We start from the raw sequence: 16,113 nt of genomic DNA on the forward strand, positions 1-16,113 counted from the left end.
GATCCGTTCATGAATCCGCTGACCATTCTGCAAGACTCGTTTTACTTCTTCCGACGTAACTTCGGCAGCATTCTTACGCTGTGTCTGCCGCTGGTGGTGCTGGAGGCCCTGGCTAAACAGCTCATCGGTTTCGGCCAAAGCACCGGGGCCGCGCCACTGTTGATCGGGTTGCTTTTCTACCCGCTGTACACCGGCGCGCTCATTCTTTTTATGGACGCCAAAACCCGTGGCGAAGAGCCGGTCAAATCCAACCTGTGGGCCGTTGCGTTGCGCCTGTGGCCCACCTTCGCGGTGCTGACGGCGCTGAGCACGCTGCTGATCATGGCCGGCATGTCGTTGTTCATCCTGCCCGGCGTGTGGGTGATGATCAAACTGGTGCTGTCCGAATACCTGCTGGTGTTGCGCGGGATGGGGCCGCTGGAAGCGATGCGCGAAAGCTTCAGAATGACTCAGGGCCACGTCATGCGGATTTTCGCCTGCGTGCTGTGCGTTTACATCCCGCTGTCGCTGCTTGAAGCGCTGAGTTATTACGTGCTGCCGGACCAGCAGAGCCCGATGCTGTCGATTGCGGTGAACAGTGTTTCCAGCTTCCTGCAGTTGTTTATCAGCGTGGTGATGTTCCGGTTGTTCATGCTCATCGACCCACCCGCCCGGTCGGTCTGAAAAAATGGCACGCCCGACGCGGTATCTGCTTTACCTCGCGGTGGGTGCCGGGCTGTTCGCGGTATTGCTCCATGACATGACCTGGCGCCCTGCCCGACACGAGAAGGCGGCGGTGTCTTGCAACGCGAAGGACGGAAAGCCACCGGTATTGGCGCCCGGTCAGACGCTGAAAGTGATGACCTGGAACATTCAACACCTGGCCGGCAAGCGCTATGTCTTCTGGTACGACCTGCCAGACGGCAGCGGCCCGGACGAGCGCCCGACGCCGGAAGACCTGGCCTTCAACCTTGACGAAGTGGCTCGGGTCATTCGCGACGAGCAACCGGACATCGTGTTGCTACAAGAAGTCGACGACGGTGCGAAGAACACCGACTACGGCAACCAACTCGCCCTGCTCCAGGCCCGTGTCGCCGACCTCTACCCCTGCAGCAGCGAAGCGTTTTACTGGAAGTCCGACTTCGTGCCGGATCGTCACATCTTCGGCAGTGTCGGCCGCAAGCTGGCGACACTGAGCCGCTATCAACTGGACAGCGCCGAACGCCTGCAACTGCCCTCGCCTTCCGGACTCTTCATTAGCCGCCTGTTTCAACCTCGGCCTGCAATGCTCGTCAGCTACCTGCCGTTGAGCGATGGCCGACGGCTGGCGGTGACCAATACACAGCTAAGCGATGCCCAATCAGGCGGCGACGTGCAACAGCGCCAAGTGGCGGCGGTTCGTGAGTTGCAGCAAGCCTTCGAACAGAACGGCACGCTGTGGATAAGTGGCGGGGATTTCAATCTGCTGCCGCAGGGGCAATATCAGCGGCTGCCCGCCGAACAGCGCGCGCCGTATTCGGCAGAGAGCGAGCTGCGTGGCTTGTGGGAAAGCTTCCCGATGATCCCGAGCAATGAAGACGTGACCGGTGAGGATCGTCGCAAGTGGTACACCCGCTTCCCCAACGACCCCCGCATCAGCGGCCCGGACCGGACGCAGGATTTTCTGTTCTACAGCCCGAAGCTGCAGCGGATCGAGGCGAGGGTGAGGCAGGCGGACACGTTATTGATTTCTGATCACATGCCGGTGATTGCGCGATTGCAGGTGACCATGCCGGGCGAGTAAATGCTTAAGAAACCCTAGTGATCGCCGATAGCTTTTCAAGAATGCCAGGGACCGAAGGCGTTTGACTCCCACTGGCGAACTATCATGCAGCTGCTCCCCTTTCAAAGCCTGCGGGCGAAGTTCGCAGTGGTTGTCGCGCTCGCCGTGCTGGTCATCACTTGCATCTTCGGCAGTGTGATTGGCGCGTCCGCCATATCCAGACACAAAGAGCAGACCGGACATCAGCTGGCGGAATATGCGGCCTCGATGATCGATCGACTTGATCGTGACATGCACAGCCGCGCCAAGGAGCTCAGCGTGCTGAGTGATCTGGAGGCACTGCGCAACCCCGCAAACGTCGCCGAAGCGCGAAGCCTGCTTAATCACCTCAACGCTCAGTTCCCGAGTTATTCATGGATCGGCCTCACCGACACCGAGGGCACGGTGGTCGCGTCCACGGGCCGTTTGCTTGAGGGTCTCAGCATCGCGCACAGGCCCGTATTCATGGAGGGGCAAGATAAAACCTTTGTAGGTGACGTGCATGAAGCCGTCATGCTCGCCAAGCTATTGCCCAACCCATCGGGCGAGACGATGAAGTTTGTCGATATCAGCATGCCGGTAAAGGACAAGGCTGGAAACTTCATCGGCGTGTTGGCCAGCCACCTCTCATGGCAGTGGGCGGCAGAAATTGGGCGGACCATGTTCGAGCCGCTGAAGAAAAGCCTTCCGGGGCTGGAGTTTCTGGTCGTGAGCAAAGACGGCATCGTCTTGCTCGGTCCCAAGCAGCTCATCGGCAACCCCAGTGAAGCCGGCATCGACCATAAAAGCGAGGCCCGGTGGACGGTGCGCGAGTGGCAGGACGGCAGAACATATGTGGTGGGCGCTGCCGAAAGCGTCGGTATCGATGGTTACCCCGGGCTGGGCTGGACCGTTGTGACGCGTCAGCCAGCAGAGGTTGCATTTGCCGAGGCAAACGGGCTGCGGGCGGAAATCTTGCTGTGGGGCAGCTTGTTGTCCATCGCCTTCGCGGTGCTGGGATGGTTCGTGGCCGGCGTTATCACTCGTCCCCTCAACCAGATCACCGATGCCGCAATGCGCCTGTCCGAAGGCGATGACGTCGCCATTCCGCTCATAAAAGGCAGCCTTGAGGTTGAAAAGCTGAGCATGGTCATTCGACATCTGGTCGAGAGCCTGACTCAAAAGAAGGGTCAGTTGGCGCTTATCAAGGGCGTCGCCTACCGCGATACGGTCACAGGTCTGCCCAACCGTGCTGCGTTGGAAAACTACGTCAAGAGTGTGCAAGACGAGCCCGGCCCGCCGCCTGCTTTCGGCGTGCTATGCCTGGACCTCGATGGGTTCAAACCGGTGAATGACCGTTTCGGTCATGCGGTGGGTGACGCCCTGCTCCATTCAGTCGGCCTGCGCCTTTCCAGTACCGTGCGTGATGGCGACATTGCAGTGCGCCACGGCGGTGACGAGTTTGTGCTGCTGCTGCGATTGAAGACCGGCGAATCATTGGCCAACGTGCAAGGCGCAGCTCAGCGCATCATCAAAAAGATCGCCGAGCCGGTCATACTGGCCGGCAAGGAAATCAGGATTGGCTGCAGCATTGGCGGCGCAGTGTGGACCGAGGGTGACTTTGCGGACGCGCTGGGCATGGCTGACAAAGCCCTCTATCGGGCCAAACGCGCCGGCAAATCCCAAGCGCAGTTTTGACCTCGCCGCGAACCTGACCTTCCTGATTGCTCCCCCCTGTGCGGAAAATCCCCCCGCCGGTCCATCGGCGGGGTAAGGCATCTTAATGCTGGTAGATCGTGGCCGAGTTGCCGCTGCCGCCCGTCTGGCTGACGTTGGCGACCATGTTGTTGCCGGTCTGAGTGACAGCGACCAGGTTGGTGGTGCCAGACAAAGCGCCGCCCAGGCCGGTCTGGCTGACCACAGCGCGGTTGTTGTTGCCGCTCTGTAGCAGGGTTTCTTCGTTAAAGGTGCCGGTCTGAGTGCTGGACGAATAGTTGTTGTTACCGCGCTGTTGGAAATCACCTTTCATACCGCTGCCGGTCTGATACAGGCTGGCGGTGTTGAAGTTACCGCTCTGCAACATACTGGCGGAGCTCAACTGATTGCTAGTCTGCTGAATGGAGCCGCTGTTGCTGTTGCCGTCCTGCTGCAGAATGGCCGACACCCGATTCGAGTTGTACTGCTGCGAAACCGTACCGGTGTTGCTGTTGCCCGACTGTGTAACAGAGCCGGTCACCGTGTTGTTGTTGTTTTGTTGGGTAAGGTTGCCAACGTTGTAGCTGCCCGACTGTGTAATGCCGCCCCCGACGATGGTGCTGTTATAGGCCTGATAAAGACTCGCAGTGTTATTACTCCCCCCGCCTTGAGTAATGTTGGCGCTTGTGCGGTTATTGCTATCCTGAGCGATAGTGGCGGTGCTGTAGCTGCCGGACTGGTCTATCGTCGCGACTTGAGGAAGCGAACTACCGCCGCCCTTTTGCGTCACGGTTGCCGTATTGTTGTTTCCGGCCTGCTTGGCCGAACCGACGTTTGAAAAACCGTCCTGCTTGATGTTCAGCGTGCTGTAAGTCGCGCTCTGGCGTGCGCCTGCGCCGTTTCGGGTTCCCGTCTGATCAATGTTGACCGTTGATTGGGTCGCGCCTTGCTGCTCGGCATTCAAACTGTTACTTGTGCCGTCCTGGGTGGTATTGACGGTGCTGGAGTCCGCCATGGCGGACCCCGAAAGTGCAGCGAGGACTGCGAGGGACAGAAGTGCTTTACGTGCGTGCATGGAAAATCACCTTTATTTCAGCTTTATGATGGTTTGCGCGTTGTGACCCATGGCTGGGTCGCCAAAGAACGGAGAGCGTTGATCATCGAGAATGGCCCGAAACATCTGTGCTGCGGCATCAGCTTCAATATCAGGGGAGAACGTGCAGTGCGTATGCCGTTGCAGCAAACGAATGATCGGAATGCCCTGAGGCCAGGGCCTCGGATGCTGGCTGTTATAAGCTCCCAACAGAATGGAGCTCCCGCTAGTTATATACGAGTAATCGCGCTTTGCCAGTCAATACAGTAAATATAAGTTTTCTTTTTATTGGCGCCAATGATCAACATCAACTGGCCCGACCGCCTGACATAGAAGTTATTTGATGAGTGATCGGAAACATGACGCCATTTTGTTGCCTGGCGCCATTACCCCACATTCAAAAATTTAATAAAGAGTTGTCGAAAGGCTTTGCATCGATGCCAGGCATATAACAGTCCTTTATTGATCCAGTTGATCCGCTAAAGAACATGAGCCTTGTAACCCCGCTCGTGCTTAAAACCAAATGAACCAAAAAAGTGTGTGCCGCCTCGACCCCAGAAATCACTTCCTCGGCTTCACCCGCGAAGTCGGTTCGGCGATCAAAGGATCGTCCGGCCAATAGTGCTTCGGATAACGGCCCTTCAAATCCTTCTTCACCTCGGCATAGGTGCTGCGCCAGAAGTTGGCGAGGTCTTGGGTGACTTGCACCGGGCGGCGTGCGGGGGACAGCAGGTGCAATTTGACGATCTGCCGGCCGTTGGCGATGCGCGGGGTGTCGGCCAGGCCGAAAAGTTCCTGCAAACGCACCGCGAGAATGGGCGGGGCCTCGCTGTAATCCAGGCGCACTGATGAACCCGATGGCACGGTCAGGTGGTGCGGCGCCAGTTCTTCCAGCCGCTGGGGCAATGGCCAGGGCAGCAGGTTGTGCAGGATCGATGACAGGTCGAGATTGCCGAAGTGGCTCAGCCGCGTGACCTTACCCAGGTACGGCAGCAGCCAGTGGTCCAGCGTCTCCAGCAGCGTATCGTTGCTCACATCCGGCCACTCGCTTTCGCTCTGCGTTTGCAGATCCATCTGACGCAACAGACCGACACGCGCCTGCCACTGGCGCAGCTCCGGCGTCCACGGCAGCAACTCCAGCCCTTTGCGCCGCACCAGCGCCAGCAGCGCCTGCCCCCGCGCCGAATCGTCCAGCCCGGTGAGCGGCTCGCGGCTGATGATGAGCTCCCCGGCCTTGCGCTGACGTTCGGCGCGGAACACGCCCTCACGCTCGTTCCAGTCCAGTTGATCGAACGCGGCCACCTGTTCGGCGAGCACCGAGTCGAACAGGTCGGGATCGAACTCGGCGGCCAGATAAATCCGCTCTTCGCGCTGGCCCTGACGGCTGCCCAGATCAGCCACCACCAGCCACGGCTGCTTCATCAACGCATCTGGCTCGGCGAACAGGGCAGCGCGACCGTTGGCGAGTCGATACTCCGCGCCGCCAGCACGGCGTTGCTGCGCGACGCGGTCGGGATAGGCCAGCGCCAGCAGCGCGCCAAGCCAGCGCGGGTGATCAGGATCGACGACCGGTTTCCGCGCCGCGCCCCTCAAATAACCACGATATTGCCGCGACAATTGCCGCGCTCGCTGCACGCCGCCCTGCGAACCTTTCGCTGCGCGTTCTGACCCAGCCAGCAACGTGAGTCGGCTATGGAGGTCGGCACCGGCGCCGCGCAGGATGTCGCGCTCGCCGAGCAATGCAGCAACGTCGCAGGCCAGCGCGCCCAGACCCAATTCATGACCGCGCAGCAGCAAATGGGCGATGCGTGGATGCGCAGGCACCTCCGCCATCGACTGGCCGTGGGGCGTGAGTTTCCAGTCTTCACCCGGCTTGCGCGTGAGAGCGCCCAGCCGCGCCAGCAGGTCCTGGGCCTGGGAATAAGCAGCAGCGGGTGGCAGGTCCAGCCAGGTCAGTTGCGTTGGTTCGACACCCCAACGCGCCAATTGCAGCGCCAGGCCGACCAGGTCAGCCTGAAGGATTTCCGCAGCGCCGTACGCCGCCAACTGATCGTGCTGCGCCTCGGACCACAATCGATAACACACGCCCGGCTCAAGCCGCCCTGCCCGACCCGCCCGCTGAGTGGCGCTGGCCCGGGAGATACGTTGCGTGTCGAGGCGCGTCATGCCGCTGCCGGGATCGAAACGCGGCACCCGCGCCAGCCCGGCGTCGATGACCACCCGCACACCATCAATGGTCAGGCTGGTCTCGGCGATATTGGTGGCCAGCACGACTTTGCGTTTGCCCTTGGGCGCAGGTTCAATCGCCGCGCGCTGGGCGTTCAGGTCGAGCTCGCCGTGCAGCGGGCACAGCAGCACGTCGCTGCGATCGCCAATGGCATCGGCTAACTGCTGATTGACCCGACGGATTTCGGCCTGGCCCGGCAGAAAAACCAGCACGCTGCCGGACTCGGTGCCCAGCGCATCGAGCACGGTCTGCACCACCCGCGGCTCGATGAACTCCCCCGGCTGAAACGGCCGCCCCCACTGCATCGACACCGGGAACATGCGCCCTTCGCTGCTGATAACCGGCGCATCATTAAGCAAGCTCGACAGCCGCGTACCTTCAAGCGTCGCCGACATCAGCAGAATCTTCAGCGGCTGCTCGTCACGAAACAGCGCGCGGCCGTTGAGGCTCAAGGCCAACGCGAGATCAGCGTCGAGGCTTCTTTCATGAAATTCGTCGAAAATCAGCAGCCCGACACCTTCCAGCGAAGGGTCTTCCTGCAGGCGCCGGGTGAGGATGCCCTCGGTGACCACTTCAATGCGGGTATTAGGGCCGACCTTGCTGTCCAGACGAATCCGGTAACCCACCGTTTCGCCAACGCCCTCCCCCAACTCGCTCGCCAATCTTTCCGCAGCAGCACGAGCCGCCAGGCGCCGGGGCTCAAGCATCAGGATCGTCTGCCCCGCGAGCCACGACTCCCCCAACAGCGCCAGCGGCACGCGAGTGGTCTTACCCGCGCCCGGCGGCGCTTCGAGCACGGCCTCGTCCCGGTCGGCAAGGGCCTGGCGCAAGGCGGGGAGAACGGCATCGATGGGCAGAGAATTCATGAGAGCTCCAGAAACAGGTCGACGATTATACGGCGAGCTGCTGCGGCTTTGTTCACCCTGCCAACGAACTGTCTTCCCCCACGGATACTCTTATTGATTAGGCATTTGCCTTGTATAGTTGCGACTTCTTATGAGGAGATCCCCATGCGCATTCCATCCCGTTTGATTGGCGGTGTTCTGGTTGCCACGCTGCTGACGCAACTGACCGCGTGCGGCAGTATTTTCTACCCGGATCGTCGCGGCCAGATTCAGGGCAGCGGTCGGATGGACCCGGCCATTGTGATACTCGACGCCATCGGCCTGTTGTTCTACATCATCCCCGGCGTGATCGCGTTCGGCGTCGACTTCGCCACTGGCGCGATCTATCTGCCAAGCGGCAATCAGGCGCAGATCGATCCGCAGAAACTTGAACCGGCAGTGCGCGCTGACGGCACAGTCGACAACCTCAAGCTGCAAGCCATCATTCAGACCGAGCTCGGCCGCACTTTGCCGCTGGATGATCCCCGCCTGATCCAGCACAAAGGCAGCACGCAGCAACTTGCCTCCTTGGGCCTTATACCGTCCGCTTGAGATTTTGTGATTTAAAGGAAGCGCCATGAGCACCAGCCCCGAACACGCCCGCTTATTGCGTCTGGCAACCCGCGCATCGCTTGCGGTGGCGAGCACTCTGATCGTTGCCAAAGCGGTTGCTTGGTGGCTCAGTGGGTCGGTGAGTCTGTTGGCTGGGCTGACGGACTCGTTGCTCGATGGCGCCGCCTCATTTCTCAATCTGCTGGCCGTGCATTACGCGCTGCGTCCTGCGGACGATGATCATCGCTACGGCCACGGCAAGGCAGAAGCGCTGTCGGGCATGGCCCAGGCGTTGTTCATTGCCGTGAGCGCGTTCCTGATCGGTTTTCAGGCGGTCGACCGCATCCAGCACCCGCAACCCCTCGGCGATCCGGGTCTGGGTCTGTTGGTGATGGTGTTGTCGATTGGCCTGACGATCGCCTTGCTGATGTTGCAGCACCGCGTGGTGAAGGCAACCGGTTCGGCGGCGATTCGCGCGGACTCCCTGCATTACCGTTCTGACCTGCTGCTCAACTTCAGCATCATGCTGGCGCTGGGGCTGGCCTATTACGGTTACCCGCAGCTGGACGCCTATTTTGGTCTGGCGATCGCGTTCTACATTTTGTGGAGCGCGATTTCCATTGCCCGGGAGACGGTGTCGGTGCTGATGGATGCCGAATTGCCTGTGGATGTCAGCGCCAAAATGCTCGAACTGGCCGAGGGCGTGCCCGGCGTACTGGGCGCCCACGACCTGCGCACGCGAATCTCGGGGAATCACTGGTTTGTGCAGCTGCACCTGGAGCTGCCGGGCACCCTGACGCTGTCAGTGGCGCACGACTTGTGCGAGCGGGTGGAGGCGGCAATTCAGGACGAATTCCCTAAGGCCGAAGTGCTGGTGCATGCGGATCCACAGGAAGTGGTGGGTCGTGAGGATGGACCGGTTTTTAATTGAGGGCGTCAGGCGTCACGCTGCAAATCTGATGGCGCTCACCCTGGCCTTTTCCCGGCTAAAGCCGGTCCTACTGACCGCGTGCATCTAGTGGGACTGGGTTTAGCCGGGAAAGCGTCAGGCGTCACACCGCAAATCTGATGGTGCTCAATCCAGCGTCTTCCCGGCTGAAGCCGGTCCTACTGACCGCGTGCATCTAGTGGGACCGGCTTCAGCCGGGAAGACGTCAGATGTCACGCCGCGAATCTGATGGTGCTCAATCCAGCGTCTTCCCGACTGAAGCCGGTCCTACTGACCGCATGCACCTAGTGAAACAGGCTTTAGCCGGGAAAGCGTCAGGCGTCACGCTGCGAATCTGATGGTGCTCAATCTGGCCTTTTCCCGGCTGAAGCCGGTCCTACTGACCGCGTGCATCTAGTGAGACTGGCTTTAGCCGGGAAAGCGTCAGGCGTCACGCTGCAAATCTGATGGTGGTCAATCCAGCGTCTTCCCGGCTGAAGCCGGTCCTACTGACCGCGTGCACCTAGTGCGTCAGGCGTTACGCTGCAAATCTGATGGTGCTCAATCCGGCGTCCTCCCGGCTGAAGCCGGTCCTACTGACCGCGTGCATCTAGTGGGACCGGCTTTAGCCGGGAAAGCGTCAGGCGTCACGCTGCAAATCTGATGGCGCTCAATCCGGCATCTTCCCGGCTGAAGCCGGTCCCACTAAAGCAACATGCGTTTACCGCTACACACTCCCGTCCCTACTGCTGAACGCTATACCCGCGCCCCGCATAACAACTGGCCATTGCCTGACGGTACACGCCCAGCACTTCCGGTGCTGGTTGATACGCTGCGCCCGCCGGGTCGAAATTGCTTTGCTGCACGGCGTAGCGGTAGCAGTCGTAGCGGTCCTGTTCGACTTCCTGTTGCGGCTTGCCTTCAGGCGGATAGGCGACAACGTCGTAGGGGTTCGCGGCCTGCTGAACGGGCTGCGGTTGTTGAGGTGAATACACCGGCTCGACGTTCTGCGGAGGCTCGGCGACTACGTACTCCTGGGTGTTCTGCTCGTAGGTGTAATAAGTGCCGGCGGCGACGAAGAACAGCGCGCTGCCAAGCCAGACCTGTTGCGCGTAGTCAGGCAGGTAGCGGACGCGAACACCTCGTGGGGGCTGGACGACCACATAACGTGGGCCCTGTGGGCGATACCAGTAACCGCCTGAGTAGAAGTAATCCCCGCCGCGATAAGGCACCCGCGAATACCCGCCCGGCATGCGACCAATCTCGTAACCCGGCCGATAACGCGGGCCCGAACCCCAGCCATCGCCATGACCACCGGGACGACCCGGCTGCCAGTTACCGTGATCGGGGCGACGGTCGCCGTCGCGCCAGCGGTTGTCTCGGGGCTGGTCGCGGTAAAAGCCCTGACGTGGCTCTTGCGTCTGCACGACCGTGTCCGGCCGACCTTGAATGGGCAGGCCACCCTGACGATCCTGCAACTGACGCTGTTGTTGCTGCTGCTCTTGCTGGCGGCGTTGCTGGTCCTGCACTTGCTGGCGCTGTTGCTGCTGTTGCTGCTGCTGTTGGCGCTGATCGTCGCGCAGGTTGCGCTCGCGTTCCTGCTGCTGGCGCTGCTGATTGGCGCGCTCTTGCTGATTCTGCTGAATCTGTCGATTTTGCTGCAGCTGCTCCTGCTGGCGCTGCTGCTGTTGTTGCTGCGCCTGCTGCTGGCGTTGTTGCTGCTGCTGACGCTGCTGATCGTCGGCAAAACCGCGCTGGTTCTCTTGCTGCTGGCGCTGCATCTCGAAGCCGCGCTGCTGCTGTTGCTGCTGTTGCTGCTGATTATTGTCGTCGGCCAACACCTGAGCACTGATGCTCAAGGCCAAGAGACTGACACCTGCCAAACGCCAGATGCGCATGTTCATGCTTTCCTCACTACGGCGCGGATACCTATGGGATAGGACTGCGGGTCGGATACGCCGTTCGCCGCACTCTATCAGCGTGGCGGATGAAACTGTAGAAGCGTGCACTCCGGCCCATGCGGAAATCCAGGCACAAAAAAAGAGGGCTCAACGGCCCTCTCTGGAATGCTTCGTCCTGGCTCGACGCTTTTGACGTCGGCTCACCTCGCATCGTCTTCTGGACAGTGCGTAGCCCGGTGGCCTGGTCAACCCTGTCGGGCTGGAGGCCGCGGCTGGCCTGATTCGGCGGGCCGCGCTGGACGCTGTGTCCGGGCAGTGATTCTGGTTAAAAGAATAGGCTTTGCCAGACGGCACAGGATTGCGAATGTTGCTGACGAAAACATGACTTGCGCAATAATTCACTTCAGATGAATAATCCTGCGCAATCGATTCCATTAAGGCGCTTCACATGAGCAAGCTCGACAGATATGACTTGAGTATTTTGGCCGAACTGCAAAAGGACGCTCGCATCTCCAATCAGGAGCTGGCCGAGCGGATTGGCCTGTCGCCTTCACCCTGCTCGCGCCGCGTGAAGCAGCTGGAAGACGACGGTTATATCGTAGGTCAGGTCGCGCTGCTGGACCGCAAGAAGCTGGGCCTTAGCCTGACGGCCTACGTGCTGATCGGGATGGACCGCCACACACCCGACCGCTTCGAGAATTTCGAGCAGCACATTCGCAACTTGCCGCAGGTGCTGGAGTGCAGCCTGGTGACCGGTATCGACGCCGATTACCAGTTGAAGGTTGTCGTCCCGGACATGGATCACTATCAGAAATTTCTGCTGGGCCATCTGACCCGCATCGACGGCGTGACCAGCGTGCGCTCCAGCTTCGTGCTCAATCAGGTACTGGCGAGCACCGAATTGCCGCTGGTGCATTTGCGCGGCTGAACTGCATCCGACAGGAGTAGCCCATGGATCCCGCACTGTTTGAAGAATGGATGATGACCCTGTTGATCACCGCTCTGGTCGGGTTAATGGGTTTCATCGTCTGGGATCTGGCAAAAAAATCCAAAGCCGGGCGCTTAGGCACCATTCTGCTGTTCAGCGTTCTGGGCCTGGGGATTTTGACGTTTGTGATCAAAAGCGTGGTGATCGCCTACCTGGAGCAGCCGCTCTAAATCAAAGCTTCGCCGGCACTTCCCGCCATTGCCCTTGATCGAGCCCGTCAAGGGTCCAGTCGCCAATCCGCACGCGCACCAACCGCAACGTCGGCAGCCCCACCGCCGCAGTCATGCGGCGCACCTGGCGGTTGCGGCCTTCCTTGATGACCAGCTCCAGCCAGCTCGTCGGCACGCTTTTACGAAACCGGACCGGCGGGTTGCGCGGCCACAGTTCCGGCTCGTCCAGGTGCCGCGCGTGAGCGGGCAAGGTCGGACCGTCGTTAAGCTCGACACCATTGCGCAACTGCGTCAACTGCTCTTCAGTGGGCTCGCCCTCTACTTGCACCCAGTAGGTTTTTGCCAGCTTGTGCTTGGGGTCGGCGATGCGCGCTTGCAACTGGCCGTCGTTGGTCAGGAGCAGCAAACCTTCGCTGTCGCGGTCCAGGCGGCCGGCCGGGTAGATGCCGGGGACGTCGATGAAGTCCTTGAGCGTCGCCCGGCCTTCGCCATCACTGAACTGGGTCAGCACATCAAAAGGCTTGTTGAACAGAATCAGCCGAGGCTCGGCGGGCGGGGCTTTGGCGACACGCCGGGGCGCGCCCGTACGATCAGGCGAAGGACGGCGGGAATCGGGACGTTGATTGCGGGGCATGGGAAACCGGTGAAAAAATGACAGAAACAGAAAGAGCCACTTTAGTGGCCCTTTCGTTGAACGCCTAGCGCCTTAACGGAATGGCGGCTCGTCGAAGCTGCGCAGCTTGCGCGAATGCAGCGAGTTGAGCTGCGTGCGCATCAGGTCCAGCGCGGCGATGCCGATCTTCAAATGCTGGGTGACCGCCCGCTCATAAAACGCGTTGGCCGAGCCCGGCAGCTTGATCTCGCTGTGCAGCGGCTTGTCCGAGACGCAGAGCAAGGTCCCGTAGGGCACCCGCAGGCGATAACCCTGGGCGGCGATGGTGCCGCTTTCCATGTCCACCGCCACGGCGCGGGACAGGTTGATCAGCGGCCGTTCCTGAGCCCAGCGCAGTTCCCAGTTGCGGTCGTCGTAGGTCAGGACCGTGCCGGTGCGCAGACGCTTCTTCAAATCGTCGCCGCGTTCGCCGGTGACTTGCGCGGCTGATTCCTGCAACGCCATTTGCACTTCGGCCAACGCCGGAATCGGGATGTTCGGCGGCAGCACGCGATCAAGGATACCGTCGCGACGCATGTAGGCGTGAGCGAGCACGTAGTCGCCGATGGTCTGCGACTGACGCAGGCCACCGCAGTGACCGATCATCAGCCAGCAATGGGGACGCAAGACGGCGAGGTGGTCGGTGATGTTCTTGGCGTTGGACGGGCCGACACCAATGTTGACCAAGGTCACGCCATGGCCGTCTTCGGCGATCAGGTGATACGCCGGCATCTGGTAACGGTGCCAGACCACGCCAGAGACAATGGCCTGGGCTTCGCCGTAATCCATACTCTTGTCGACAATGACGTTGCCCGGCAGGACCATTTTCACGAAGCGCGGGTCGTCGCGCAGTTTTTCCAGGCCATGCACGATGAACTGGTCGACGTAGCGGTGGTAGTTGGTCAGCAGGATCCACGGCTGAACATGGCGCCAGTCGCTACCGGTGTAATGCACCAGACGGCGCAGCGAGAAATCCACACGGGCGGCGTCGAACAGCGCGAGCGGCAGCGGATCGGTGTTGGCCCAGTCGTACAGGCCATCGGCGATGCCATCAGTGGCCGCCGACAAATCGGTGCTCGGGAAGACGCGGGCCAGGGTCGCGGCGGTCACGCCGGTCCCGGCCAGTTCATCGCCCTGCTCAACCACGTAGGGGTAAGGGATGTTCTGCTCGCTAACGCCCACTTCCACCGTCACGGTAAAGTCGTTCATCAACGGCACGAGCTGTTCAAGCAAATATTTGCGGAATGCCGCCGGGTGGGTAACGGTGACGCTGTAGGTGCCCGGCAGCTGAACCTTGGCGTACGCACGCGTGGTCAGCGGCACTTCGCCCTGGCAGTGGTAGGTCAGGCGCAGTTCGGGGTAGCGGAATGTCAGACGCTCGGCGGCATCCGGTTCGACGCGGTCTTTCAGGTAGCGCTTGAGCGCCTGGCTCAAGGCGGTGGTTGCCCGTGCGTGCAGCTCAGCGAGCCGGTCAACGGCGTGTTCGGCAGTTTCTACGACAATGAAAGCTTCGGTCACGATGCATATCCTTCTGATCTTGCAAGCGCGTATCTTGCCTGCAACAGATGACGAAGGCACGAGTTGCCTGCGGCCGACGCGGCAATGAACGCGTCAGACCTGCGGCGATGACCGCGCGACCAGCGCCTGAACGTCCACCCCGCGCGGCAAGGCGCCGTAGACGCGCCCCGGCCGTTCCAGGCGCCCGGCGATAAACCCGTCGCTGACCACGGCATTGCCCGCTTCCAGCAGCAACTTCGCCTGCAGCGCCACGGCGATGTCTTCAGTCAGTTGCCGGGCGCGGTACTGAATGTCGCCAGTGTCCTGACACGCCTCTTTCAAACCGTGAATATGCGCGGCCAGACGCTTGTCGCCATGGCCGTCGCCAAGCTCGTCGAACAGCGCATCCAGCACGCCGGGCTCTTTGGACAGCGCGCGCAAGACGTCCAGGCACTGCACGTTGCCGGAACCTTCCCAGGTTGAATTGACCGGTGCCTCACGGTAGAGGCGCGGCAGAATCGTGTCCTCCACATACCCTGTACCGCCCATGCATTCCGCCGCCTCGTTGATCATTGCCGGCGCACGCTTGCAGATCCAGTACTTGCCCACCGCCGTCACCAGCCGTGCGAAACGGGCTTCGTGGCCGTCATCCAGACGCTCCAGCGAGCGCCCCATGCGCAGGCTCAAGGCGAGGGCCGCTTCGCTTTCCAGCGCCAAATCGGCGAGCACGTTCTGCATGAGCGGCTGCTCGCTGAGCAAGCGACCGCTGACGCTGCGGTGGGCGCAATGGTGCGCGGCCTGGGTCAGGGCCTGACGCATCAGTGCGCTGGAACCGGTCATGCAATCGAAGCGAGTCATGGCCACCATTTCGATGATGGTCGGCACACCGCGCCCCTCCTCGCCCACCATCCACGCCAGGGCGCCGCGGAATTCCACTTCGCTGGAGGCGTTGGACCAATTGCCCAGTTTGTTCTTCAGTCGCTGTATGTAGAACGCGTTGCGGGTGTCGTCCGGGCGATGACGCGGCAGCAGGAAACAGGTCAGGCCCTTGTCGGTCTGCGCCAGAGTGAGGAAGGCGTCGCACATGGGCGCCGAACAAAACCATTTGTGCCCGACCAGTTCATAGGCCTGACCGGGCCCGGGCTGGCCCACCGGATAGGCCCGCGTGGTGTTGGCACGCACGTCGGTGCCGCCCTGTTTCTCGGTCATGGCCATGCCGATGGTGGCGCCGGCCTTGTGCGCGATCCCGACGTTGCGCGGGTCGTAGTGGGTGGCGAGGATCTTCGGCAGCCAGGTCTCGGCCAGGTCCGGTTGCAGGCGCAGGGCTGGCACGCTGGCGAAGGTCATGGTCAGCGGACAACCGCTGCCCGCTTCGGCCTGGGTGTGCAAATAGCTCATCGCCGCGCGGGCAACATGGGCGCCTTCGCGGGGGGCGGTCCACGGCAGCGACGGGATGCCGTGTTCGACCGCTGTCTGCATCAGCTGGTGATACGCCGGATGAAACTCCACCAGATCGATCCGATGGCCGTAGCGATCATGGCTGGCAAACACCGGCTTGTTCTGGTTGGCGAGGAAGCCCGCTTCCATCAGCGGGCCGCCGGCCAACGCGCCATAGGCGTCGATTCGGTCCTGGGCCCAGCCAGCACCGAAGCGCCGCGACCACTCTTGCAGCGGCAGGTCGATGCGGTACAGGTTGGTGCCGTCCAGGGACGGCGGCTGATTGGTGACCTCGTGGGTCTCGGCAAACTGATGCAGATTGATGCGCTG

Annotated in this window: 14 protein-coding genes; 8 read left to right on the top strand and 6 right to left on the bottom strand. The window is 61.3% G+C overall.

The features are described from left to right. Positions 1–9: 9 nt before the first annotated feature. The 3 genes from FX982_RS04470 to FX982_RS04480 all read left to right on the top strand — a co-directional run bounded on the left by FX982_RS04470 (position 10) and on the right by FX982_RS04480 (position 3,457). Entirely contained in the window at positions 10–663 is a 654-nt protein-coding gene (locus FX982_RS04470; protein ID WP_122624023.1) for a YciC family protein, read from the top strand. Positions 664–667: 4 nt separating this feature from the next. Continuing rightward, the gene (locus tag FX982_RS04475; RefSeq protein WP_172609801.1) at positions 668–1,762 is read left to right on the top strand and encodes an endonuclease/exonuclease/phosphatase family protein; all 1,095 of its coding nucleotides are present in this window, start codon (positions 668–670) and stop codon (positions 1,760–1,762) included. An 84-nt stretch (positions 1,763–1,846) separates the two neighbouring features. Further along, positions 1,847–3,457, top strand: a complete 1,611-nt coding sequence (locus FX982_RS04480; RefSeq protein WP_254074875.1) for a diguanylate cyclase domain-containing protein — start codon at positions 1,847–1,849, stop codon at positions 3,455–3,457. An 82-nt stretch (positions 3,458–3,539) separates the two neighbouring features. On the opposite strand, the gene FX982_RS04485 is transcribed toward FX982_RS04480, so the two are convergent. Together FX982_RS04485 and hrpB are read right to left on the bottom strand one after the other, a co-directional pair. Beyond that, entirely contained in the window at positions 3,540–4,529 is a 990-nt protein-coding gene (locus FX982_RS04485; protein WP_172609802.1) for a hypothetical protein, read from the bottom strand. 579 nt (positions 4,530–5,108) lie between these two features. Beyond that, positions 5,109–7,640 (bottom strand): ATP-dependent helicase HrpB, encoded by a 2,532-nt coding sequence (hrpB, locus tag FX982_RS04490; protein WP_172609803.1) that lies wholly within the window; start codon positions 7,638–7,640, stop codon positions 5,109–5,111. Positions 7,641–7,784: 144 nt separating this feature from the next. On the opposite strand from hrpB, the gene FX982_RS04495 reads away from it, so the two are divergent. Both FX982_RS04495 and FX982_RS04500 read left to right on the top strand, forming a co-directional pair. Continuing rightward, on the top strand, positions 7,785–8,210 hold the full coding sequence (locus tag FX982_RS04495) for a polyribonucleotide nucleotidyltransferase (protein ID WP_172609804.1): 426 nt from the start codon (positions 7,785–7,787) through the stop codon (positions 8,208–8,210). Positions 8,211–8,235: 25 nt separating this feature from the next. Further along, positions 8,236–9,141 carry a cation diffusion facilitator family transporter gene (locus FX982_RS04500; protein WP_172609805.1) on the top strand — a complete coding sequence of 302 codons (906 nt, stop codon included), beginning with the start codon at positions 8,236–8,238 and terminating at the stop codon, positions 9,139–9,141. 740 nt (positions 9,142–9,881) lie between these two features. Here the strand turns inward: FX982_RS04500 and FX982_RS04505 are convergent. Next, positions 9,882–10,565: a DUF6515 family protein gene (locus tag FX982_RS04505; protein ID WP_172609806.1), complete on the bottom strand. Its 684-nt coding sequence runs from the start codon at positions 10,563–10,565 to the stop codon at positions 9,882–9,884. A gap of 75 nt (positions 10,566–10,640) precedes the next feature. On the opposite strand from FX982_RS04505, the gene FX982_RS04510 reads away from it, so the two are divergent. The 3 genes from FX982_RS04510 to FX982_RS04520 all read left to right on the top strand — a co-directional run bounded on the left by FX982_RS04510 (position 10,641) and on the right by FX982_RS04520 (position 12,197). After that, positions 10,641–11,078 (top strand): hypothetical protein, encoded by a 438-nt coding sequence (locus FX982_RS04510; protein ID WP_438826316.1) that lies wholly within the window; start codon positions 10,641–10,643, stop codon positions 11,076–11,078. 409 nt (positions 11,079–11,487) lie between these two features. Next, the gene (locus FX982_RS04515) at positions 11,488–11,967 is read left to right on the top strand and encodes an Lrp/AsnC family transcriptional regulator (protein WP_074893299.1); all 480 of its coding nucleotides are present in this window, start codon (positions 11,488–11,490) and stop codon (positions 11,965–11,967) included. A 23-nt stretch (positions 11,968–11,990) separates the two neighbouring features. Beyond that, the gene (locus FX982_RS04520) at positions 11,991–12,197 is read left to right on the top strand and encodes a DUF2788 domain-containing protein (protein ID WP_172609807.1); all 207 of its coding nucleotides are present in this window, start codon (positions 11,991–11,993) and stop codon (positions 12,195–12,197) included. Between the two features lies 1 nt (position 12,198). Here the strand turns inward: FX982_RS04520 and FX982_RS04525 are convergent, their stop codons facing one another. The 3 genes from FX982_RS04525 to FX982_RS04535 all read right to left on the bottom strand — a co-directional run bounded on the left by FX982_RS04525 (position 12,199) and on the right by FX982_RS04535 (position 16,107). After that, positions 12,199–12,831, bottom strand: coding sequence for an rRNA large subunit pseudouridine synthase E (locus FX982_RS04525; protein WP_254074876.1), 633 nt, complete (start codon positions 12,829–12,831; stop codon positions 12,199–12,201). Positions 12,832–12,903: 72 nt separating this feature from the next. Further along, positions 12,904–14,367, bottom strand: a complete 1,464-nt coding sequence (gene amn, locus FX982_RS04530; RefSeq protein WP_122536909.1) for an AMP nucleosidase — start codon at positions 14,365–14,367, stop codon at positions 12,904–12,906. A 93-nt stretch (positions 14,368–14,460) separates the two neighbouring features. Next, complete coding sequence (locus FX982_RS04535) at positions 14,461–16,107, bottom strand: acyl-CoA dehydrogenase family protein (RefSeq protein ID WP_172612981.1); 1,647 nt, start codon at positions 16,105–16,107, stop codon at positions 14,461–14,463. Positions 16,108–16,113: the final 6 nt, after the last annotated feature.

This window comes from Pseudomonas graminis (assembly GCF_013201545.1).
Lineage (GTDB): Bacteria > Pseudomonadota > Gammaproteobacteria > Pseudomonadales > Pseudomonadaceae > Aquipseudomonas.